Source organism: Streptomyces sp. NBC_00210, from assembly GCF_045160975.1.
Taxonomy (GTDB): domain Bacteria; phylum Actinomycetota; class Actinomycetes; order Streptomycetales; family Streptomycetaceae; genus Streptomyces.
The window spans coordinates 7044353-7064434 of sequence record NZ_CP108120.1 but is presented as its reverse complement, the minus strand read 5'-3'; the positions used below and the strand labels follow the sequence as shown (position 1 = coordinate 7064434).

The following is a 20082-nucleotide window of genomic DNA, read 5'->3' as shown; positions in this document are numbered from 1 at the left end:
GTGGACCCGGGCCAGCGCCCTTGAGACCGCGATACCCGCCGTGGAACGATCACGATCATGACGAGTACGGCGGAGACCCCGATCGACGCGACTCTGATCGGGACGGTCCCTGCGACAGGCTCCGTGACACCGCTGGCCGAGGGGCGGCTCGCCGTCAGAACCGACGAGCGGCTGGAGATCCACGACGCGGAGAGCTTTCTCTCCGGGACTCTCGCCCCCACCCGGTCCGTGCGACTGCCGCCCTACACTGCGGCGGTCCCGCTGCCCGGCGGTGCCATCGTCGTCGCCGAGGCCACCAGGGTCCGTGCACTGGGCCCCGACGGCGGCACCCGCTGGGAGCTGCTGCACGCCCGCTGGCACGGCGGCCACCGGGACCCCCGGCCACCAGGACCACCAGCGGTGAGCCCGGACGGCAGGCTCATCAGCGTCGTCGTGCCGACGCTCGCCACCGCCGAGCGCAGCACCGTGCTGATCAGTGACAAACCGCCGCGGCACCGCTATGCGCGGGACACCCTGCTGCTGCTCGACGCCGCGTCCGGCGACGTCCGGGCCCGCCGGCCCATCGCGGCGATTTCCTCGGACGTGACGCAGCGGTGGCATCCGGACGGCTCGCTGCTCGCGCTCTCCTGCTGGACGGCCTGGTACAGCTGGTCGACCTGGTGGATTGAGCCGCGGCACGACGGGCTGCACATCCGCGGCGGCACGTCGATGCGCGAGGTGATCGGCTTCCTGCCGGACGCGTCCCGGGCGCTCACGCTGCGCCGCGCCGAAGGGATCGCCTTCAACGACGACCGTGACGAACTCGCCTCGCACGATGTGACGGCCGACGACCCGTCGGGTCTTTTCGATCTCGGTGAGCTGGCGGTCGACCGTGACAACGACGAGTTCGCGGGCGCGTACCTGATCGATACCGCGCGGGTCCTGGTCACCGGCCGGATCTATCTGCCGGGGCGGCCGGTTGCGGTCCGTCACTGGCTGTGCGACGCGCTGACGCTCCGCCCGCTGGGCCGGGTGCGGTATCCGGTGGCGGTCGGCGGGGACGTGACTCCGCTCGGCGACGGGACCTGGCTCACCAGGGACCGCCAACGCCTCCACCACTGGGCGCTCCCCTGACCCGCGGAATGGCCACGAAGCCGGGAGACACGGCTGCTCAGCCGGCTGCAGACGGCTGTGCCCCGGTCCGCACGGGCGGTCCGGGGCACAGCCGCGTCAGTGGTGGGAGCTCCCCGCAGGGCTACTTCCCGCCCTCCTCCGTCTCCTCGGTGTCCTCGATGTCCGACGGTGCGTCCGTCGGGGTCGACGCGGCGCCGTCGGCCTCAAGGAGACGGGCCAGCTGCCGTCCGACGATCCGCTTGAACTTCCGCTGCTGCGGTCGCGTACGGTCCAAAACCGCCACCTCGAGGCGATCCGCGGGGATCTCCCGCTCGCTGCCGTTGCTCTGGTTGGACAGAGCCTGTACGGCCAGCTTCAGCGCCTCGGCCAGCGACATCCCGTCGCGGTGCCGCTGGTCGAGGAAGGTGCTGATCTGCTCGGCACTGCCACCGACCGCGACCGAGCCGTGCTCGTCCACGATCGATCCGTCGTGCGGCAGCCGGTAGATCTGGTCGCCGTCCGGTGTGTCGCCGACCTCGGCGACGACCAGCTCGACCTCGTACGGCTTCTCGGCCGCACTGGAGAAGATGGTGCCCAGCGTCTGGGCGTAGACATTGGCAAGACCGCGGGCCGTCACATCGTCACGGTCGTAGGTGTATCCGCGCAGGTCGGCGTAGCGCACGCCGCCGATGCGCAGGTTCTCGTACTCGTTGTACTTACCGGCTGCGGCGAAGCCGATGCGGTCGTAGATCTCACTGAATTTGTGCAGCGCACGGGACGGGTTCTCACCGACGAAGACAATGCCGTCGGAGTACTGCAGCACAACGAGGCTGCGACCACGGGCGATGCCCTTGCGGGCGTATTCCGCCCGGTCGGCCATGGCCTGCTGGGGTGACACATAGAACGGCGTCGACACCGGCTATCCGTCCCTTTCTGTCAGTGGCATATCGGTTCAGAAGAGGGTGCCGTCAGAGCAGCGCGGCGCGCGGGCCGTCGGGCTGTTCGAGGCGGCGCTCCAGGATCGTGCGTGCGATCTCGGAGGATTCGGCCTCGGTCAGCTTGCGGAAGCCCTCGTCGGTGATGACGGTGACGATCGGATAGATCCGCCGCGCCACATCGGGGCCGCCGGTGGCCGAGTCGTCGTCGGCCGCGTCGTAGAGCGCCTGGATCACCAAAGTGGTGGCCTGCTGCTCCGTCATGTCGTCGCGGTAGAGCTTCTTCATCGCCCCGCGGGCGAAGATCGAGCCCGACCCGGTGGCCGCGTACCCGTGCTCCTCGGAACGGCCGCCGGTGACGTCGTACGAGAAGATGCGCCCCTTCTCGCGGTCGACGTCGTACCCCGCGAAGAGCGGCACCACGGCCAGGCCCTGCATGGCCATGCCGAGGTTGCTGCGGATCATTGTGGAGAGCCGGTTCGCCTTGCCCTCCAGGGAGAGCTGGGCGCCTTCGACCTTCTCGAAGTGCTCCAGCTCCAGCTGGAAGAGTTTGACCATTTCCACCGCGAGGCCCGCGGTGCCCGCGATGCCCACGGCCGAGTACTCGTCGGCCGGGAAGACCTTCTCGATGTCGCGCTGCGCGATCATGTTGCCCATGGTCGCCCGCCGGTCGCCGGCGAGCACCACACCGCCCGGAAACGTCGTCGCGACGATCGTCGTGCCGTGCGGCGCCTCGATGGCGCCCTGTACGGGCGGCAGGATGCGCTTCCCGGGCAGCATCTCCGGGGAGTGCTCGCCGAGGAAGTCCATGAACGAGGACGAGCCGGGCGTCAGGAAGGCTGCCGGCAGACGCCCGGTGCTACGAGGGTTGGCTTCCACGCGTTTCCTTCCGGATTGGCGGCGGCCCGCCATGTCGGGCGCGGGCCGATCTTTCGAACTGTGTACGGACATTACCCGCGCCGTCGCCGGTCATCCGCCCCGGTGCCGACGGCTTTCGCCGACGGCGCCAGGACGGACAACGGGGTCCCCCGACGAAGTGCTGGGGGACTTACTCTCCGCCCTTTTGGACGAAGGAACGCACGAAGTCCTCGGCGTTCTCCTCGAGGACGTCGTCGATCTCGTCCAGTACGGAGTCGACGTCGTCCGAAAGCTTCTCCTGGCGCTCCTTGAGGTCCTCCGAGGCCTGCGCGTCCTGCGCCTGCTCCTCGACCTCCTCAGTGGAACGCGTGGCCTTCTGCTGCCCGCCGCCGGTGTCCTTGGTCGCCATATCCCTCACCCCGCTCGGTTTGCCCTGACGTGAGTTCGATCGTCAAGATCAGACCCTACAAGCAGGGCCTGACATCGGCCCCGCACTTCCCTCAACGTCCGGGTACCACCTCCATGATTCCCGGACCTGAGCCGTTTCAGCCGCCCGTCAGCCGCCGGACAGCACCCGGACCAGGTCTTCCGCGGTGCGGCACCGGTCAAGGAGCTCCTTGACGTGATTACGCGTTCCGCGTAGCGGTTCCAGGGTTGGCACGCGCTGCAGCGAGTCCCGGCCAGGCAGATCGAAGATCACCGAGTCCCAGGAGGCGGCGGCGACGTCGTCCGCGTACTGCTCCAGGCAGCGGCCGCGGAAATAGGCCCGGGTGTCTTCAGGAGGCTTTGTCCCGGCCCGTACGACGTCGGCCTCGTCCAGCAGCCGTTTCATCTTGCCGCGGGCCGCCAGGCGGTTGTACAGGCCCTTCTCGGGGCGCACGTCCGCGTACTGGAGGTCCACCAGGTGCAGCCGTGCCGCGTCCCAGTCCAGGCTGTCCCGCCTGCGGTAGCCCTCCATGAGCTCCTTCTTGGCGACCCAGTCCAGCTCCCCGGAGAGGCTCATCGGGTCGTTCTCGAGCCGGTTGAGCGTGTCCTCCCAGCGGAGCAGGACGTCCTTGGTCTGCTCGTCGGCGTCCGCGCCGTACCGTTCCTCGACGTATTTGCGGGCCAGCTCGAAGTACTCCATCTGCAGCTGGACCGCGGTGAGTGTCCGGCCGCTACGCAGCGTGACCAGGCGCTTGAGGCCGGGGTCGTGCGAGACCTGGTGCAACGTGCGCACGGGCTGCTCGACCGCCAGGTCCACCGCGATGAAGCCGTCCTCGATCATCGACAGGACCAGGGCGGTGGTGCCCAGCTTGAGGTACGTCGAGATCTCGGAGAGGTTGGCGTCGCCGATGATCACATGGAGCCGGCGGTACTTCTCGGCGTCGGAGTGGGGCTCGTCGCGGGTGTTGATGATGGGCCGCTTCAGCGTGGTCTCGAGCCCGACCTCGACCTCGAAGTAGTCGGCGCGCTGGCTGATCTGAAAGCCGTGTTCATGGCCGTCCTGGCCGATTCCGACCCGTCCGGCGCCGGTGACCACCTGCCGGGAGACGAAGAACGGCGTCAGGTGGCGCACGATGTCCGAGAAGGCGGTCTCCCGCTTCATCAGGTAGTTCTCGTGCGTGCCGTAGGACGCGCCCTTGTTGTCGGTGTTGTTCTTGTACAGGTGGATCGGCTGGGCGCCGGGGAGCTGGGCCGCGCGCTCGGCGGCCTCCGCCATGATCCTTTCACCGGCCTTGTCCCACAGGACGGCGTCGCGCGGGTTGGTGACTTCGGGAGAGCTGTACTCGGGGTGCGCATGGTCGACGTACAGCCGCGCACCATTGGTGAGGATCACATTGGCCAGGCCGATGTCCTCGTCGGTGAGCTGGCTGGAGTCTGCAGCTTCCCGGGCGAGGTCGAAGCCGCGGGCGTCCCGCAGCGGATTCTCCTCCTCGAAGTCCCAGCGGGCGCGGCGCGCCCTGTGCATCGCCGCCGCGTAGGCATTGACGATCTGGGACGAGGTGAGCATGGCATTGGCGTTCGGGTGGCCCGGGACGGAGATGCCGTACTCCGTCTCGATGCCCATTACTCGCCGTACGGTCATGCGGCCCTCCTTGCCCGGCGGCGCTCCCCTCCGGGAACGGCGCTCAAGTACCGCTGTTGCTCCGGTGCGTGTGCGGTGCCCGTCCCCGCACTGCGCGACTGGGCGGTACCGAAGAGCCTAGAACGCCTCTGCGCGGGTGGGGAGATCAATTTCGTCATTGCTCCGGCTATGGCTGGACCTGTCGGGAAAACAGTCGGCTGCGGATGCCCGGCCCCCTGCCTTCGGCGGGGGGACCTCCAGCATCCGCAGCCGATCTGCGTCCTACAGGTACTGACCGGTGTTCGCCACCGTGTCGATGGAACGTCCGGTGTCCGCGCCCTGCTTTCCGGTGACAAGGGTGCGGATGAAGACGATCCGCTCGCCCTTCTTTCCGGAGATCCGGGCCCAGTCGTCCGGGTTGGTGGTGTTCGGCAGGTCCTCGTTCTCCTTGAACTCATCCACGCATGCCTGGAGGAGATGGGAGACCCGAAGGCCCTTCTGGTTGTGGTCGAGGAAGGCCTTGATGGCCATTTTCTTGGCCCGGTCGACAATGTTCTGGATCATCGCGCCGGAGTTGAAGTCCTTGAAGTACAGGACTTCCTTGTCGCCATTGGCGTACGTGACCTCGAGGAACCGGTTCTCCTCGGACTCCGCGTACATCTGCTCGACGACGGACTGGATCATCGCGTGCGCCGCGGCCTCCTTGGAGCCGTTGTGTTCGGAGAGGTCGTCCGAGTGCAGCGGCAGCGAGGATGTCAGGTACTTGGCGAAGATGTCCTTTGCGGCCTCCGCGTCCGGACGCTCGATCTTGATCTTCACATCGAGCCGGCCGGGGCGCAGGATCGCGGGGTCGATCATGTCCTCGCGGTTGGAGGCGCCGATGACGATGACGTTCTCCAGGCCCTCCACACCGTCGATCTCGGCCAGCAGCTGCGGGACGATGGTGTTCTCCACGTCCGAGCTGACGCCCGAGCCACGGGTGCGGAAGAGGGATTCCATCTCGTCGAAGAAGACGATGACGGGAGTACCCTCGCTCGCCTTCTCCCGGGCACGCTGGAAGACGAGGCGGATGTGCCGCTCCGTCTCACCGACGTACTTGTTGAGGAGCTCGGGGCCCTTGATGTTGAGGAAGTAACTCTTCCCCGCGGGCTGACCGGTCACCTCGGCGACCTTCTTGGCAAGGGAGTTGGCGACGGCCTTCGCGATCAGCGTCTTGCCGCATCCGGGCGGGCCGTAGAGCAGGATGCCCTTCGGCGGCCGCAGTTCGTGCTCCTTGAAGAGATCCGGGTAGAGGTACGGAAGCTCGACCGCGTCGCGGATCATCTCGATCTGGCCGCCCAGACCGCCGATCTTGTCGTAGTCGACGTCCGGGACCTCTTCGAGGACGAGCTCTTCGACCTCGCTCTTGGGGATCACTTCGTAGACATAGCCGGAGCGGGGCTCGAGCAGCAGGGCGTCGCCGGGGCGGATGGTGATGTCCAGCAGCGTCTCCGCGAGCCGCACCACCCTTTCCTCGTCGGTGTGCCCGACCACCAGGGCGCGCTCGCCGTCCTCGAGGATCTCCTTGAGGGTGACGATGTCCCCGGCGCGCTCGAACTCCATGGCCTCGACCACGTTGAGCGCCTCGTTGAGCATGACTTCCTGGCCGCGCCGGAGCTCTTCGAGCTCGACGCTGGGGCTGACGTTCACCCGGAGCTTGCGGCCCCCGGTGAAGATGTCGCATGTGCCGTCCTCGTTCGCCTGCAGGAAGACACCGAAGCCGGCCGGCGGCTGTGCGAGCCGGTCGACCTCCTCCTTGAGAGCCACGATCTGGTCGCGGGCCTCGCGGAGCGTATTGGCGAGCCGCTCGTTCTGTGCGGACACGCCGGCCAGATTTGTCTGCAACTCGACGATCCGCTCTTCGAGAATCCTCGTATGGCGCGGAGAGTCGGCGAGCTTGCGGCGCAGGACGGCGATTTCCTGCTCGAGATAGGCAACCTGGCCGGCTGGGTCTTCAGACCCCCGCCCCGGCCGGATGCCGCGGTTGATGTCGTCGTCGTGGGCTGCCACGGTCCTCACCTCCTCCAAGGGGAGCTGGACGCTTCCTGACCCTACCTGGGTGGGTGGTGATTGAAACCCCTAGATCACAAAGACGGTAGGGGTGTGTCCGATCTTCACCCTTGCGCTCTCCCTCACGCCAGTGGAATACCCACCCATCAACATCGGAAAGCGGACGGAGGTATCGTCAAAGCGTTCAACACCCGTCAGGGCTGGCACGACTTGCTTCACATCGCGCCACCCGACGAACGAAACGGCAGGAGATATGACCGTGCAGCACGAGGCCGCCGCAGAGGGCGCCGGGGAGGCCCTTGAGGTCTGGATCGACCAGGACCTCTGCACCGGGGACGGAATCTGCGCGCAGTACGCCCCGGAGGTCTTCGAGCTCGACATCGACGGGCTCGCCTACGTGAAGAGCGGCGACGACGCACTCCTCCAGAACCCGGGCGCCACAACGCCCGTGCCCCTGCCGCTGCTGCGGGATGTCGTGGACTCCGCGAAGGAGTGCCCGGGCGACTGCATCCATGTGCGTCGCGTTTCGGACAGGGTCGAGGTCTACGGCCCCGACGCAGAGTGACGCGTCAGCTACTGGCTGCTTCCGGTTCGGCGGTGCGGACGAACTTCCCGCCCCGCCACTGCCACTTGACGTTCTCCAGCTCATCGGGACAGCAGCTCGGCACATCCGGCGACGAGTAGCCGAGCAGGGTCGCCGTAACCGCTCCGTCGCGTACAGCGAACTCCTTGACGCTCAGCTTCTGTGCGGGCTCCACCAGCGTCGCAACGACACGTGGGGCCGTGCCCCTGCCCCCGGTCAGTACGTAAATACCGCTCGGCGGGGTGCCGGAGCCGGCGTCGCAGCGGGCCACCGCCACCGTCTCGAGGCCGCCGTCGCCGTCGAGATCGCCCGATGCCTGCTTCGTCACCACGCTCTTCACGCCGCCGCACTGCAGCGGGAGCACAACGGCTGCCGGGTCGGGCGCGGGGGCCGCGGCGGTCTCCGTCTGCGACGGGCCCGCCTGGGATGCGGTCGCGGACTTGGGCTGCAGCAGTCCGGCAGCCGCGATGACTCCGGCCATCGCCGTGGCCGTGGCGAGCCAGTGCACCGGTCGGGCGTGGGTGTGCGCAAGGTCCGGGACGGCCGAGGTCTGCACGCGGGAAGTCTCCTGTGAAGGCGGTGCCGGTGGGGGTGCCTCGCATCGTGCCATACGTCACAGCAGGAGCGGAACAGCAGGGTCCGACTGTGTGCTTCAAGAAGCGGTCAACAAAAGGACGCCGCCGCCGAGTTCCCTTTTGTGTCGCGGGAACTCGGCGGCGGCTTCGATGCGTTGGGTAAGTGTCAGCTCTTGTCCGGAACGTCAGCCTTTGTTGGGGCCTTCGTAGTCCTCGCCGTACGCGCCCTTGGCGGGGCGGCGGCGGCGCATCGGGGGCTCGACTCCGTCGGCGAGGCGACGGGCGGTGACGAGGAATCCGGTGTGGCCGATCATCCGGTGATCCGGGCGGACGGCCAGTCCCTCGACGTGCCAGTTGCGGACCATCGACTCCCACGGCTGCGGCTCGGCGAAGCAGCCGATCTCGCGGATGGACTCGACGGTGCGCGCGAGCTGGGTGGTGGTGGCCACATAGCAGCAGAGGATGCCGCCGGGGACGAGAGCCTTGGAGACGGCCTCCAGGCACTCCCAGGGGGCGAGCATGTCCAGGATCACGCGGTCGACGTCGGCGTCGGTCAGATTGTCCTGGAGGTCGCCGACGGTGAGCTGCCAGGCGGGGTGCGGGCCGCCGAAGTAGCGCTCCACGTTCTGCTGGGCGATCTCGGCGAAGTCCTCGCGGCGCTCGTAGGAGTGCAGCATGCCGTGGTCGCCGATGGCGCGCAGCAGGAAGGCGCTGAGCGAGCCGGAGCCCACCCCCGCCTCGACGACGCGCGCGCCGGCGAAGATGTCGGCGAAGGCCAGGATCTGCCCCGCGTCCTTGGGGTAGACCACGGCGGCGCCGCGGGGCATGGACAGGACATAGTCGGGGAGCAGGGGGCGCAGCGCGAGGTAGGCGACGTTTCCCGTGGTACGGACAACACTGCCCTCGGGAGCGCCGATCAGCTCGTCGTGCGGGAAGGAACCCTTGTGGGTGTGGAAATTCTTCCCGGCCTCGAGCGTGAACGTGTAGTGGCGTCCCTTGGGGTCGGTGAGCTGGACCTGGTCCCCGACCTTGAAGGGCCCGCGTCGGCGGGCGGCACCGGTCGGTTCGGACATGTGACCAGCCTACCGGCCCCGACCGGGCCCCGGTGACCACGGGACGCCTGCGGGACAGCCTCACCCTGGCGGCTGGTGAGCCCGGGCGCGGCCCCCGAACCTCGGCCGTCCGGCCCGTGGGTCCGGCGGCCCCACCTCGGCCGCCTGGCGAGTGAGCCGAAGGGGCGCGGCGGTGTCGAAAGGGATGGGGGCACCTCCCAGCGGTAGCTGGGGGAGCGCGGAGGCCGCGAGGAACGAGTGGTCGAGCACGATCGACCGTCGACACCGTCTTAGGCGCCCCGGAGACGAACCGAGCCTCCAAGGAGGGGAGAACCGAGCCCTTAAGAAGGGGTGGGCCTGGCCATCGCCGCGACGAACGCGCGCTCCACGTCCGCCGTGGACAGCACGCCGTAGATCTCGCCCGTCTCCTCCACCACCAGGTACTCCGTCGCCGGCGACGCCCTCAGCTTGTCCAGGAGCGCCTCGCCCGCCAGCTCCGCGGAGACCTTCATGCCCTCGGTGAGCTCCTGGGCCAGGCCGCTCACCGCGACCCAGGGCCGGCGGTGTTCGGGGACGCCGACGATGGCCGTCTCGCGGACGAGAGCCTTCGGGTCGCCGTGCCCGTCGACGACGACCAGCGCGCGGGCCCCGGCCTCGTTCGCCCGGCGCAGCGCCTCGGAGAGCGGGGTGTCGGACTCGACGGGGACAGCGCGCCTGGTGAGCGTACGGGCCTCCAGCTCGGGGAGGTGTTCGCGCAGCCGGGCCATGCGCAGACTGTTGCCGGCGCCGGTCCAGATGATCGCGGCGAGGATCGCGGCGAGCAGCGCGTCCGTGACCGTCTCCATGCCGCCGATGTCCTCGGTGGCGTTGCCGAGGGCGCCGGTGTGGGTGAGGAGCGGAAGGCCGATCAGGACCGCGACGGCCAGCGCCCGGCCCACCCAGGCCGCGGCGACCGTGCCGCTCATCGGCTTGCCGGTGATCTTCCAGACGACGGCGCGCAGCATCCGGCCGCCGTCCAGCGGCAGACCGGGCAGCAGGTTGAACGCGGCGACGATCAGGTTGGAGATCATCAGGCCGGCGAGCAGCACGCCCGGGACCGTACCGGGGTCGACGGCCTGCATCCCCAGGTAGAAGAGACCGGCCAGGACGAGCGAGAGCAGCGGCCCGACGAAGGCCAGGATGAACTCGCGGCCCGGCGTCTCGGATTCCTTCTCGATCTCCGAGACGCCGCCGAAGAACTGGAGCTGGATGCGTCGCACGGGCAGTTTGAAGCGCAGCGCGGCCACGGTGTGGGCCAGTTCGTGGACGAGTACGGAGGCGTAGAAGGCGACCGCGAAGAAGAGTGAGACGAGATAGCGCATGCCGCCGAGCTCGGGCAGCACCCGGTCGAGCTGACCGCCGAAGACCCAGGTGATGAGGGCCGCGACGATGAACCAGCTGGGGGCGACATAGACGGGCACGCCGAAGGGACGACCCATCAGAATGCCGCCGCCGGGGCCGTCGGAGCGTCGCGGTTTGCCGCCGTCGGGGTTCGTTCCTCCCGCAGTGGACTGCGGTCGCTCGCGCTCACCGCTCGTGTCGTCCTCGTTCACGGGATCCTTTCGTTGCGATTGCGCCGCTCGCTCGATCCTGCAGTGCGCACGGTCTGACGTCGATGGTATTCCGCTCGCTGTCAGTGGCGGGCCGTAGGGTCTGTGTCATGAGTACGAGTCAGCAGCCCAGTTCGCTCTCGCCGTCGCGGGCGAGCGACTTCATGCAGTGCCCCCTGCTGTACCGGTTCCGGGTGATCGACAAGCTGCCCGAGAAGCCCAGCGAGGCGGCTACCCGCGGCACGCTGGTGCATGCGGTGCTGGAGCGGCTCTTCGACGCCCCGGCGGCGGAGCGCACGGCTCCGCGCGCCAAGGCGCTGATTCCGGGCCAGTGGGACCGGCTGCTGGAGACGAAACCCGAGCTGGGCGAGCTGTTCGCCGAGGACGCCGAGGGCGAGCGGCTGACGCGCTGGCTGGGCGAGGCGGAGCAGTTGGTGGAGCGGTGGTTCTCGCTGGAGGACCCGACCCGGCTCGAGCCCGCCGAGCGGGAGATGTTCGTCGAGACGGAGCTGGAGTCGGGGCTGCGGCTGCGCGGCGTCATCGACCGGGTCGATGTGGCGCCCACCGGCGAGGTCCGGATCGTCGACTACAAGACGGGCAAGGCCCCCCGCCCGGAGTACAGCGAGGGCGCGCTGTTCCAGATGAAGTTCTACGCCCTGGTGATCTGGCGTCTGAAGAAGGTGGTGCCGCGCCGGCTCCAGCTGGTCTATCTGGGCAGCGGCGATGTGCTGACGTACGACCCGGCCCCGTCGGACCTGGAGCGCATGGAGCGCAAGCTGCTGGCCCTCTGGGACGCGATCAGGCTGGCCACCGAGACGGGTGACTGGCGGCCGCGGCCGACGAAGCTGTGCGGCTGGTGCGACCACCAGGCGGTCTGTCCCGAATTCGGCGGCACTCCCCCGGTATATCCGCTGAGCATCTCCCCGACCGCGTCGGAAGAGGATGGTCAGGGCAGAATGGGCCCGGTCTAAAAAAGGAGTACCTGTGGCTATCCGCGTCCTACTGGTCGACGACCAACCGCTGTTGCGCACCGGCTTCCGGATGATCCTGGAGGCGGAGCAGGACATCGCGGTCGTCGGCGAGGCCGGGGACGGCCTCCAGGCACTCGACCAGGTGCGGGCGCTGCAGCCCGATGTGGTGCTGATGGACATCCGGATGCCCCGGATGGACGGCGTCGAGGCGACCCGGCAGATCACCGGCCCGGGGCGCGACGGCCCGGCGAAGGTGCTGGTGCTGACCACCTTCGACCTCGATGAGTACGTGGTGGAGGCGCTGCGGGCCGGTGCGAGCGGCTTCCTGCTGAAGGACGCGCCCGCCGATGAGCTGGTCCAGGCGATCCGGGTGGTCGCGGCGGGCGAGGCGATGCTGGCGCCGAGCATCACCCGCAGGCTCCTCGACAAGTACGCGGGCCATCTGCCCTCCGGCGAGGAGCCGGTGCCGGACACGCTGCACACGCTGACCGAGCGCGAGGTGGAGGTGCTCAAGCTGGTCGCGCGGGGGCTTTCCAACGCCGAGATCGCCGCGGATCTGTTTGTCAGCGAGACGACCGTCAAGACGCATGTCGGCCATGTGCTGACGAAGCTGGGCCTGCGCGACCGGGTGCAGGCCGCGGTCTATGCGTACGAGAGCGGCCTGGTGCGCCCCGGCGCGCAGTAGCTCCCAGCAGTAGCTCCCAGACGCGCGGTGGCTCACAGAACCACCAAAAGCGAGCGGCGGCGGGCTGATGCCCGCCGCCGTCGGCATTGCTCTGGTTCGCCCCGGGTTACGCGCTGCCGCGTCCCAGCTCCCACAGCTGCAGGTCCGAGCTTGAGTTGAGCAACCGCTCGACGCCGGTGACACCGGTGCGGGCGGCGACGTACTGCTTGCCCTGCCACAGCGGCAGTATCGGCACGTCGGTGGCGACGATCTGCTGAATCTGCGTGAAGGCATCGGACGCGGCGGTGCGGTCCGCGACGCGCCGCGACTGCGGGATGAGGTTGCGGGCCACCGTGCTCACGTACGGGGTGTTGAGGAAGTTGCCCTTGTCCAGGAACGGGGCGATGTAGTTGTCCGGGTCCGGGAAGTCGGGGAACCAGCCGAGACCGTAGACGGCGTAGTCACCGCGCTTCTGGGCGGGACGGAACTTGGACCACTCGGTGCCCTCGATGCTGACGTCGAAGAGCTTGGAGGAGTTCAGCTGCTCCTTGAGTGCCTCGAACTCCTTTGCCGTACCGGCACCGTAGTGATCGGTCGTGTAGTGGAGCTTCAGCTTCACCGGCGTGGTGATGTCGGCGTCGCGCAGGATCTCCGCGGCCTTCGTGCGGCTCGGCTCGCCGTACTTGTTGTAGAAGGAGTTGGTGTGCGCGGCGATGCTCGTCGGGATGAGCGAGTAGAGCGGCTCGGCGGTGGAGCCGTACACCTGGCCCGCGATGTGACCGCGGTCGACGACCGCCGCCATGGCCTGCCGTACGGCCTTGTTCTTCACCGACGGGTCATTGGTGTTGAAGCCGAGGTAGCGGATCTCGAGGCCCGGCATCTCGGTGAGCTCGATGCCCTCCTTGGGGCTCTCGGACATGCTCTTGATCTGCTCGGGCGACATCGCACGGGTCATGATGTCGATGTCGCCGGACTCGAGCGCCTTGCCCATGGAGTCGGCGTCGGCGAAGGACCGCAGCTCGACCTTGTCGTTGCGGAGCTTGAGGTCACCCTTGTAGTTGGGGTTCTTGCTGAAGACCACCCGGGTGATCTGGTCGCCCTTGAGCTCGGTCTTCATGGTGTACGGGCCCGAACCGTCGACCTCGAAGCCCTCGCGCAGCTTGTTGCCGTCGTAGTTCTTCTTGCTGACGATGCCGGCGGCCGGCGTCGAGAGTTTGTACGGGAAGGTCGCGTCCGGTGTGGCGAGGTGGAAGACCACCTCGTCGCCGTTGGTGTCGATGGTGTCGACGTTCGAGAGCAGCGCCGCCGTGCCGTTGTCGGCGTTGATGTCCAGCACACGCTGGACGGAGAACTTGACGTCCTCGGCGGTGACGGCAGTGCCGTCGGCGAACTTCAGCCCGCTGCGCAGCTTGCAGCGGTAGCTCTCGCTCACCTTGTCGGTGAAGCTGCAGGACTCGGCCGCGTCGGGCACCGGCTCACCGCCGCCGAGCGGGGCATGCATCAGCGTCTGGAGGGTCTGCCGCAGCACGTTCCAGGCACCGGTGTCGTACGCGTAGGCCGGGTCGAGGGGCGCGGGCGTGTCTTCGTTGGCGACGAACTGGTCCGTGGTGCCCACGACAATGGCAGCTCCGTCGCCGGACCCGCCGTCCGCCGCGCCGCACGCGACGAGCACGGGCGCGAGCAGGCCGATCACGGCCGGCAGCACCAAAGTCTTACGGTTCATCCTGGACGTTCTCCTCATCGGGCACTGGGTTACAGCGATGCCTACGGGACCTCCGTCGCGGCCGCCCGTTCGGAGCGGTGCGGTCGGACCGGGGAAAACAGAGCGATCGGCACTGTGATCCCAATGGCTGGGTGGCCGCCGAGACAGATCGTTGAGCAACGAAGTTCTCGCGATGAGATTAGTCGGCAACGCCAGGAACGCCGGACACAGCGAGAGTTGGGGCGTATTCGCTGAGTGATCACTTGCGTCGGTGGGTAGATGGTTACGCCACGGAATTATTCGTACAGTGACCCATCAAAGAGGACACAAGGGAACACCCGATACCTCCCAAAAGGGATATCGAGCGGTCCGGACCAAGCGAACCAAGGGCACCCTCAGTGATGAACATCACTCCATGAACGTCCTTGACCGGATCCGGAAAAGCGTTGGCTCAGGTAACAGAAAAAACACGCTCCGCTGCCCAGAGTTTCCGGCGCATTCGAGAATGCACGGACAGTAAACGATTCAGTTCATCACGGTGATGAGGGTGCGCAGAAAACCAAGGTCCACTTCTTCGAGCGACCGTACGATCACCCGGCCGTCAGCAGGCGCGATCGGCGCCACGGACGGTACGGCGACCACCCGGCAGCCCGCCGCCTCGGCGGCGGCGACACCGGTCGCGGTGTCCTCGATGACGGCGCATCTCGCCGGCTCGGCCCCAAGGCCCCGGGCCGCCAGCAGATAGGGGTCGGGGTGCGGCTTCGTACGCGGCACCTCGTCGCCCGCCACCGAGAGCGCGAAGTACTGCGGGCCGAGCGAGGCGAGGACGCGGTCGATGATGCGGCGGTGGGAGGCGGAGACCAGTGCGGTGGGCACATTGTGCGTGGCCAGCTCGGCGAGCAGCCTGGCGGCGCCCGGCATCAGCGGCACATCGCGCCCGATACGGTCCTCGAAGCGTTCATTGAGCAGCACGGTCAGCTCGGCGAGCGTGATGTCGGCGCCGGTGGCCTCGATGAGATAGCCGGCACTGCGGGTCATGGGGCCGCCGACCACCACGTCCCGCCAGGCCTCGTCGAGCCGATGGCCGAGATCGGCGAAGACCTCCACCTCGGCGTCCCACCAGAAGCCTTCGGTGTCCACGAGGGTGCCGTCCATGTCGAGAAAAACAGCCTGAAGGGCGGAGCCCTCGGCTGAACGGGTCATGGACGCGGGGACCGTACTGGTCATCCGGCACACCTCCACTAGGGACGAGAAGGCCGGCCGCCTTCCCAGGTGGGGAGGCGACCGGCCTGCACTGGACCGACCAGTGTACGTCGCGGCCGACTAACGTGCGTTGAAGTACTTCGCTTCGGGGTGGTGGATGACGATCGCGTCGGTGGACTGCTCGGGGTGGAGCTGGAACTCCTCCGACAGCTGGACCCCGATCCGCTCGGGTTCGAGGAGCGACGCGATCTTGGCGCGATCCTCCAGGTTCGGGCACGCACCGTAACCGAGGGAGAACCGGGCGCCGCGGTACTTCAGCGCGAACATGTCCTCCATGTCGGCCGGGTCCTCGCCGGCGAAGCCGAGTTCGGCGCGCACCCGGGCGTGCCAGTACTCGGCCAGCGCCTCCGCCAACTGCACCGAGAGCCCGTGCAGTTCGAGATAGTCGCGGTACGAGTCCGACTCGAAGAGCTCGGCGGTGGCTTCACCGATCTTCGAACCGACCGTGACGACCTGCAGACCCACCACATCCCTCTCGCCGGACTCCTCGGGGCGGAAGAAGTCGGCGAGGCAGAGGCGGCGGCCACGGCGCTGGCGGGGGAAGGAGAAGCGGGTGCGCTCGGAGCCGTCCTCGTTGAGCAGGATCAGGTCGTCGCCCTTGGACACACAGGGGAAGTAGCCGTAGACCACGGCGGCTTCCAGCAGGCCCTGGGTGTGCAGCTGGTCCAGCCAGCCGCGCAGCCGCGGCCGTCCCTCCCTGTCCACCAGCTCCTCGTAGGTCGGGCCGTCACCGGCCCGTGTCTGCTTCAGTCCCCACTGGCCCTTGAACAGCGCACCCTCGTCCAGCCAGGACGCGTACTCCTTGAGCTGGATGCCCTTGATCACCCGGGTGCCCCAGAACGGCGGCCCGGGAATCGGATTGTCGATCGCCACATCGGAACGGGCCGCGCCCTCGGGCTCGGCGACCTCAAGGACGGGGGTCTCACGCCTGGCCACCCGGCGCTGCTTGAGCTCGGGAAGGACAGCCCCCGGAACGCCGCGCTTCACGGCGATCAGTGCGTCCATCAGACGCAGGCCCTCGAAGGCGTCGCGGGCGTAGCGGACCTCGCCCTCGTAGATCTCGTGCAGGTCCTGCTCGACATACGCCCGGGTCAGCGCCGCACCGCCCAGGATGACCGGGTAGTCCGCGGCCATCTTGCGCTGGTTGAGCTCCTCCAGGTTCTCCTTCATGATCACCGTGGACTTCACCAGCAGACCCGACATCCCGATCACATCGGCCCGGTGCTCCTCGGCCGCCTCCAGGATCGCCGATACCGGCTGCTTGATGCCCAGATTCACCACGTTGTAGCCATTGTTGGACAGGATGATGTCGACCAGGTTCTTGCCGATGTCATGAACGTCACCACGCACCGTGGCCAGCACGATCGTGCCCTTGCCCTCCGCGTCGGACTTCTCCATGTGCGGCTCCAGATAGGCCACCGCGTTCTTCATGACCTCGGCCGACTGCAGCACGAACGGAAGCTGCATCTGCCCCGAACCGAACAGCTCACCGACCACCTTCATGCCGTCCAGCAGCGTCTCGTTGACGATCTCGAGGGCGGGGCGAGTCTGGAGTGCCTCCTCCAGGTCGGCCTCCAGGCCGTTCTTCTCGCCGTCGATGATGCGGCGCTTGAGGCGCTCGTCGAGTGGCAGCGCGAGGAGTTCCTCGGCCTTGCCCGCCTTCATCGACTTCATGTTGACGCCCTCGAAGAGCTCCATCAGCCTCTGCAGGGGGTCGTAGCCCTCACTGCGCCGGTCGTAGATCAGATCCAGCGCGACCTTGACCTGCTCCTCCTCCAGCCGGGCGATGGGGAGGATCTTGGACGCGTGCACGATCGCCGAGTCCAGACCGGCCTTCACACACTCGTCCAGGAACACGGAGTTCAGCACGACACGGGCGGCCGGGTTCAGGCCGAAGGAGATGTTCGACAGTCCCAGCGTGGTCTGCACATCGGGGCGGCGCCGCTTCAGCTCACGGATCGCCTCGATGGTGGCGATGCCGTCCTTGCGGGACTCCTCCTGACCCGTGCAGATCGTGAACGTCAACGTGTCGATGAGGATGTCGGACTCCAACACGCCCCAGTTGCCGGTCAGATCGTCGATGATCCGCTCGGCGATGGCGACCTTGTTCTCGACCGTACGGGCCTGGCCCTCCTCGTCGATCGTCAGCGCGATGAGCGCCGCTCCGTGCTCGACGGCGAGCTTGGTGACCTTGGCGAACCGCGACTCGGGACCGTCTCCGTCCTCGTAGTTCACGGAGTTGATGACCGCGCGGCCGCCGAGCTTCTCCAACCCGGCGCGGATGACGTCGACTTCGGTGGAGTCCAGCACGATCGGCAGAGTCGACGCGGTGGCGAAACGCCCGGCGAGTTCCTTCATGTCGGCGACGCCGTCACGCCCCACGTAGTCGACGCACAGGTCGAGCATGTGCGCGCCCTCGCGGATCTGGTCCCGGGCCATCTCCACACAGTCGTCCCAGCGGCCGTCCAGCATGGCCTCACGGAACTTCTTCGATCCATTGGCGTTCGTCCGCTCACCGATGGCCATGTAGGCGGTGTCCTGGCGGAACGACACGGTCTGGTAGAGCGATGCGGCGCCCGGCTCGGGGCGCGGTTCGCGCTCGGTCGGCGTCAGATCGCGTACGCGCTCCACGACCTGGCGCAGATGCTCCGGCGTCGTACCGCAGCAGCCGCCGACCAGCGACAGACCGTATTCGCGTACGAACGTCTCCTGCGCGTCGGCGAGTTCGACCTCGGACAGGGGGTAGTGCGCACCGTTCTTCCCGAGCACCGGCAGGCCCGCGTTCGGCATGCAGGACAGCGGGATACGGGAGTGCCGGGCGAGGTAGCGCAGGTGCTCGCTCATCTCGGCCGGGCCGGTCGCGCAGTTCAGCCCGATCATGTCGATGCCCAGCGGCTCCAGCGCGGTCAGCGCCGCGCCGATCTCCGAGCCCAGCAGCATCGTCCCGGTCGTCTCGACCGTCACCGAGCAGATGAGGGGGAGGTTGGTGCCCGTGGCTTCGAGCGCCCGGCGGGCGCCCAGGATCGAGGCCTTGGTCTGCAGAAGGTCCTGAGTGGTCTCCACCAGGAGTGCGTCGGCGCCGCCCGCGATCATGCCCTCCGCGTTCTGCTGATAGGCGTCGCGCAGCGTGACGTACGGGGCGTGGCCCAGGGTCGGCAGCTTGGTACCGGGGCCCATGGAGCCCAGTACCCAGCGCTGCTGTCCGGTCGACGCGGTGAACTCGTCGGCGACCTCGCGCGCGATCCGCGCCCCGGACTCGGAGAGCTCGAAGACACGCTCGGCAATGTCGTACTCACCCAGTGCGGCGAAGTTTGCGCCGAACGTGTTCGTCTCGACGCAGTCGACACCGACCTCGAAATAGGCCGAATGGACGGATCGGACGATGTCGGGGCGGGTCACATTCAGGATTTCGTTGCAGCCTTCGAGGTTCTCGAAGTCCTCGAGCGTCGGGTCCTGCGCCTGAAGCATGGTGCCCATCGCGCCGTCGGCCACGACGACTCGCGTGGCGAGCGCCTCGCGGAGGGCTTCGATTCGGGTCCGGCTGTCAGCGGAGGGGGTCGGCAACGAGGCCATGAATGTGCTCCCTGGGATGCGACGGCTGTCGGCTTTGCGTCTTCCGGTGGAAGGCGCACGGAGCCAGCCTAGCCGGGCGGTCGTCCGGGGGCGTGGTCGTCCCACGGGGCGGGACGGCATCATGTCTTCGCCGTAACCGATGGCTTTCGGCCACGAAGGATTCACGCCGCGGTGACCAAGGTCGGCATCGACCGATAGTGTTCAGCATTGTCGAACCGCAGTGGAGAAGGGCCAAGGCGATGGCGAAGAACATCCAGTCACTCGAGCGGGCAGCCGCGATGCTGCGACTGCTCGCAGGCGGGGAACGCCGGCTGGGCCTGTCGGACATCGCCTCCTCGCTGGATCTTGCCAAGGGCACCGCCCACGGCATTCTGCGCACGCTCCAGGCCGAAGGCTTCGTCGAACAGGACCCGGCATCGGGCCGCTACCAGCTGGGGGCCGAGCTGCTCAGGCTCGGCAACAGCTATCTGGACGTCCACGAGCTGCGCGCCCGCGCGCTGGTCTGGACGGACGACCTCGCGCGCTCCAGCGGCGAGAGCGTCCATCTCGGCGTGCTGCACCAGCAGGGCGTGCTCATCGTCCACCACGTCTTCAGGCCCGACGACAGCCGCCAGGTGCTGGAGGTGGGGGCCATGCAGCCACTGCACTCCACCGCCCTCGGCAAGGTGCTCTCGGCGTACGACCCGGTGGCGCACACCGAGGTCATGGAGGTGGAGCGCAAAGCCTTCACCTCGCGGACCGTGACCGGTGTGGAGGAGTTCGAGTCGGTGCTCGACCACACCCGCGCGCGGGGCTGGGCAGCCGATCTGGAGGAGACCTGGGAGGGCGTGGCCTCGGTTGCCGCCCCCATCCACGACCGGCGCCGGATGCCGGTCGGAGCAGTCGCCATAACGGGTGCGGTGGAGCGGGTCTGCAACGCCGGAGAACTGCGATCCGAGCTGGTCGCGGCGGTACGGGACTGCGCTCGCTCGGTCTCGCGCGACCTCGGCGCCGGGCGATTCTGACCGTCCTGGCACATCTTCGGATAACGATCCGGTTTTCGGCCACCCAACCCTTGACGTGCTGTTAACCCGGGGGCAAAACTTCCGTGCATCGGTCGGCATTGCCGAACACCTACCGGCAATACGCG

At 67.9% G+C, this 20082-nt stretch carries 16 protein-coding genes; 5 read left to right on the top strand and 11 right to left on the bottom strand.

What is annotated here, in order from left to right:
- Nucleotides 1–57: 57 nt before the first annotated feature.
- Entirely contained in the window at nucleotides 58–1113 is a 1056-nt protein-coding gene (locus OG729_RS31975; protein ID WP_405809377.1) for a hypothetical protein, read from the top strand.
- A 121-nt stretch (nucleotides 1114–1234) separates the two neighbouring features.
- Here OG729_RS31975 and prcA read toward each other — a convergent pair whose 3' ends face one another.
- The 5 genes from prcA to arc form a co-directional block, all read right to left on the bottom strand.
- Nucleotides 1235–2008, bottom strand: coding sequence for a proteasome subunit alpha (prcA, locus tag OG729_RS31970; protein WP_360884177.1), 774 nt, complete (start codon nucleotides 2006–2008; stop codon nucleotides 1235–1237).
- A gap of 52 nt (nucleotides 2009–2060) precedes the next feature.
- Nucleotides 2061–2906 (bottom strand): proteasome subunit beta, encoded by an 846-nt coding sequence (gene prcB, locus OG729_RS31965; protein ID WP_360884174.1) that lies wholly within the window; start codon nucleotides 2904–2906, stop codon nucleotides 2061–2063.
- 169 nt (nucleotides 2907–3075) lie between these two features.
- The gene (locus OG729_RS31960; RefSeq protein ID WP_011027899.1) at nucleotides 3076–3294 is read right to left on the bottom strand and encodes a ubiquitin-like protein Pup; all 219 of its coding nucleotides are present in this window, start codon (nucleotides 3292–3294) and stop codon (nucleotides 3076–3078) included.
- 147 nt (nucleotides 3295–3441) lie between these two features.
- On the bottom strand, nucleotides 3442–4953 hold the full coding sequence (gene dop, locus OG729_RS31955) for a depupylase/deamidase Dop (protein WP_360884170.1): 1512 nt from the start codon (nucleotides 4951–4953) through the stop codon (nucleotides 3442–3444).
- 261 nt (nucleotides 4954–5214) lie between these two features.
- The gene (gene arc, locus OG729_RS31950; protein WP_360884167.1) at nucleotides 5215–6981 is read right to left on the bottom strand and encodes a proteasome ATPase; all 1767 of its coding nucleotides are present in this window, start codon (nucleotides 6979–6981) and stop codon (nucleotides 5215–5217) included.
- 253 nt (nucleotides 6982–7234) lie between these two features.
- On the opposite strand from arc, the gene OG729_RS31945 reads away from it, so the two are divergent.
- Complete coding sequence (locus tag OG729_RS31945; RefSeq protein ID WP_405809375.1) at nucleotides 7235–7546, top strand: ferredoxin; 312 nt, start codon at nucleotides 7235–7237, stop codon at nucleotides 7544–7546.
- A 4-nt stretch (nucleotides 7547–7550) separates the two neighbouring features.
- On the opposite strand, the gene OG729_RS31940 is transcribed toward OG729_RS31945, so the two are convergent.
- The 3 genes from OG729_RS31940 to OG729_RS31930 all read right to left on the bottom strand — a co-directional run bounded on the left by OG729_RS31940 (nucleotide 7551) and on the right by OG729_RS31930 (nucleotide 10783).
- Nucleotides 7551–8120 carry a hypothetical protein gene (locus OG729_RS31940; RefSeq protein ID WP_360884161.1) on the bottom strand — a complete coding sequence of 190 codons (570 nt, stop codon included), beginning with the start codon at nucleotides 8118–8120 and terminating at the stop codon, nucleotides 7551–7553.
- Between the two features lie 204 nt (nucleotides 8121–8324).
- Nucleotides 8325–9212 carry a tRNA (adenine-N1)-methyltransferase gene (locus OG729_RS31935; protein ID WP_360884158.1) on the bottom strand — a complete coding sequence of 296 codons (888 nt, stop codon included), beginning with the start codon at nucleotides 9210–9212 and terminating at the stop codon, nucleotides 8325–8327.
- Nucleotides 9213–9532: 320 nt separating this feature from the next.
- A complete protein-coding gene (locus OG729_RS31930) occupies nucleotides 9533–10783 on the bottom strand; it encodes a site-2 protease family protein (protein WP_360884155.1) in 1251 nt (416 codons plus the stop codon).
- Between the two features lie 107 nt (nucleotides 10784–10890).
- Here OG729_RS31930 and OG729_RS31925 point away from each other — a divergent pair, with 107 nt between their 5' ends.
- Together OG729_RS31925 and OG729_RS31920 are read left to right on the top strand one after the other, a co-directional pair.
- Nucleotides 10891–11751 carry a PD-(D/E)XK nuclease family protein gene (locus OG729_RS31925; protein WP_360884152.1) on the top strand — a complete coding sequence of 287 codons (861 nt, stop codon included), beginning with the start codon at nucleotides 10891–10893 and terminating at the stop codon, nucleotides 11749–11751.
- Nucleotides 11752–11764: 13 nt separating this feature from the next.
- Nucleotides 11765–12436 carry a response regulator gene (locus OG729_RS31920; RefSeq protein ID WP_405809373.1) on the top strand — a complete coding sequence of 224 codons (672 nt, stop codon included), beginning with the start codon at nucleotides 11765–11767 and terminating at the stop codon, nucleotides 12434–12436.
- 106 nt (nucleotides 12437–12542) lie between these two features.
- Here OG729_RS31920 and OG729_RS31915 read toward each other — a convergent pair whose 3' ends face one another.
- From OG729_RS31915 to metH, 3 genes are all read right to left on the bottom strand, one after another.
- On the bottom strand, nucleotides 12543–14138 hold the full coding sequence (locus tag OG729_RS31915) for an ABC transporter substrate-binding protein (RefSeq protein ID WP_405809372.1): 1596 nt from the start codon (nucleotides 14136–14138) through the stop codon (nucleotides 12543–12545).
- A gap of 504 nt (nucleotides 14139–14642) precedes the next feature.
- Nucleotides 14643–15344 (bottom strand): HAD family phosphatase, encoded by a 702-nt coding sequence (locus tag OG729_RS31910; protein ID WP_360884144.1) that lies wholly within the window; start codon nucleotides 15342–15344, stop codon nucleotides 14643–14645.
- Between the two features lie 96 nt (nucleotides 15345–15440).
- Nucleotides 15441–18953 carry a methionine synthase gene (gene metH, locus OG729_RS31905; RefSeq protein ID WP_405809371.1) on the bottom strand — a complete coding sequence of 1171 codons (3513 nt, stop codon included), beginning with the start codon at nucleotides 18951–18953 and terminating at the stop codon, nucleotides 15441–15443.
- Nucleotides 18954–19192: 239 nt separating this feature from the next.
- Between metH and OG729_RS31900 the strand changes: the two genes are divergently transcribed.
- Nucleotides 19193–19957 carry an IclR family transcriptional regulator gene (locus OG729_RS31900; RefSeq protein WP_404727404.1) on the top strand — a complete coding sequence of 255 codons (765 nt, stop codon included), beginning with the start codon at nucleotides 19193–19195 and terminating at the stop codon, nucleotides 19955–19957.
- Nucleotides 19958–20082: the final 125 nt, after the last annotated feature.

What these genes read in the sequence shown, in the direction of transcription:
- OG729_RS31975 (WP_405809377.1), top strand. Translation starts at nt 58, where the DNA reads ATGACGAGTACGGCGGAGACCCCGATCGACGCGACTCTGATCGGGACG.
- OG729_RS31960 (WP_011027899.1), bottom strand. Translation starts at nt 3,294, where the DNA reads ATGGCGACCAAGGACACCGGCGGCGGGCAGCAGAAGGCCACGCGTTCC.
- dop (WP_360884170.1), bottom strand. Translation starts at nt 4,953, where the DNA reads ATGACCGTACGGCGAGTAATGGGCATCGAGACGGAGTACGGCATCTCC.
- OG729_RS31945 (WP_405809375.1), top strand. Translation starts at nt 7,235, where the DNA reads ATGACCGTGCAGCACGAGGCCGCCGCAGAGGGCGCCGGGGAGGCCCTT.
- OG729_RS31935 (WP_360884158.1), bottom strand. Translation starts at nt 9,212, where the DNA reads ATGTCCGAACCGACCGGTGCCGCCCGCCGACGCGGGCCCTTCAAGGTC.
- OG729_RS31925 (WP_360884152.1), top strand. Translation starts at nt 10,891, where the DNA reads ATGAGTACGAGTCAGCAGCCCAGTTCGCTCTCGCCGTCGCGGGCGAGC.
- OG729_RS31915 (WP_405809372.1), bottom strand. Translation starts at nt 14,138, where the DNA reads ATGAACCGTAAGACTTTGGTGCTGCCGGCCGTGATCGGCCTGCTCGCG.
- OG729_RS31910 (WP_360884144.1), bottom strand. Translation starts at nt 15,344, where the DNA reads ATGACCAGTACGGTCCCCGCGTCCATGACCCGTTCAGCCGAGGGCTCC.
- metH (WP_405809371.1), bottom strand. Translation starts at nt 18,953, where the DNA reads ATGGCCTCGTTGCCGACCCCCTCCGCTGACAGCCGGACCCGAATCGAA.
- OG729_RS31900 (WP_404727404.1), top strand. Translation starts at nt 19,193, where the DNA reads ATGGCGAAGAACATCCAGTCACTCGAGCGGGCAGCCGCGATGCTGCGA.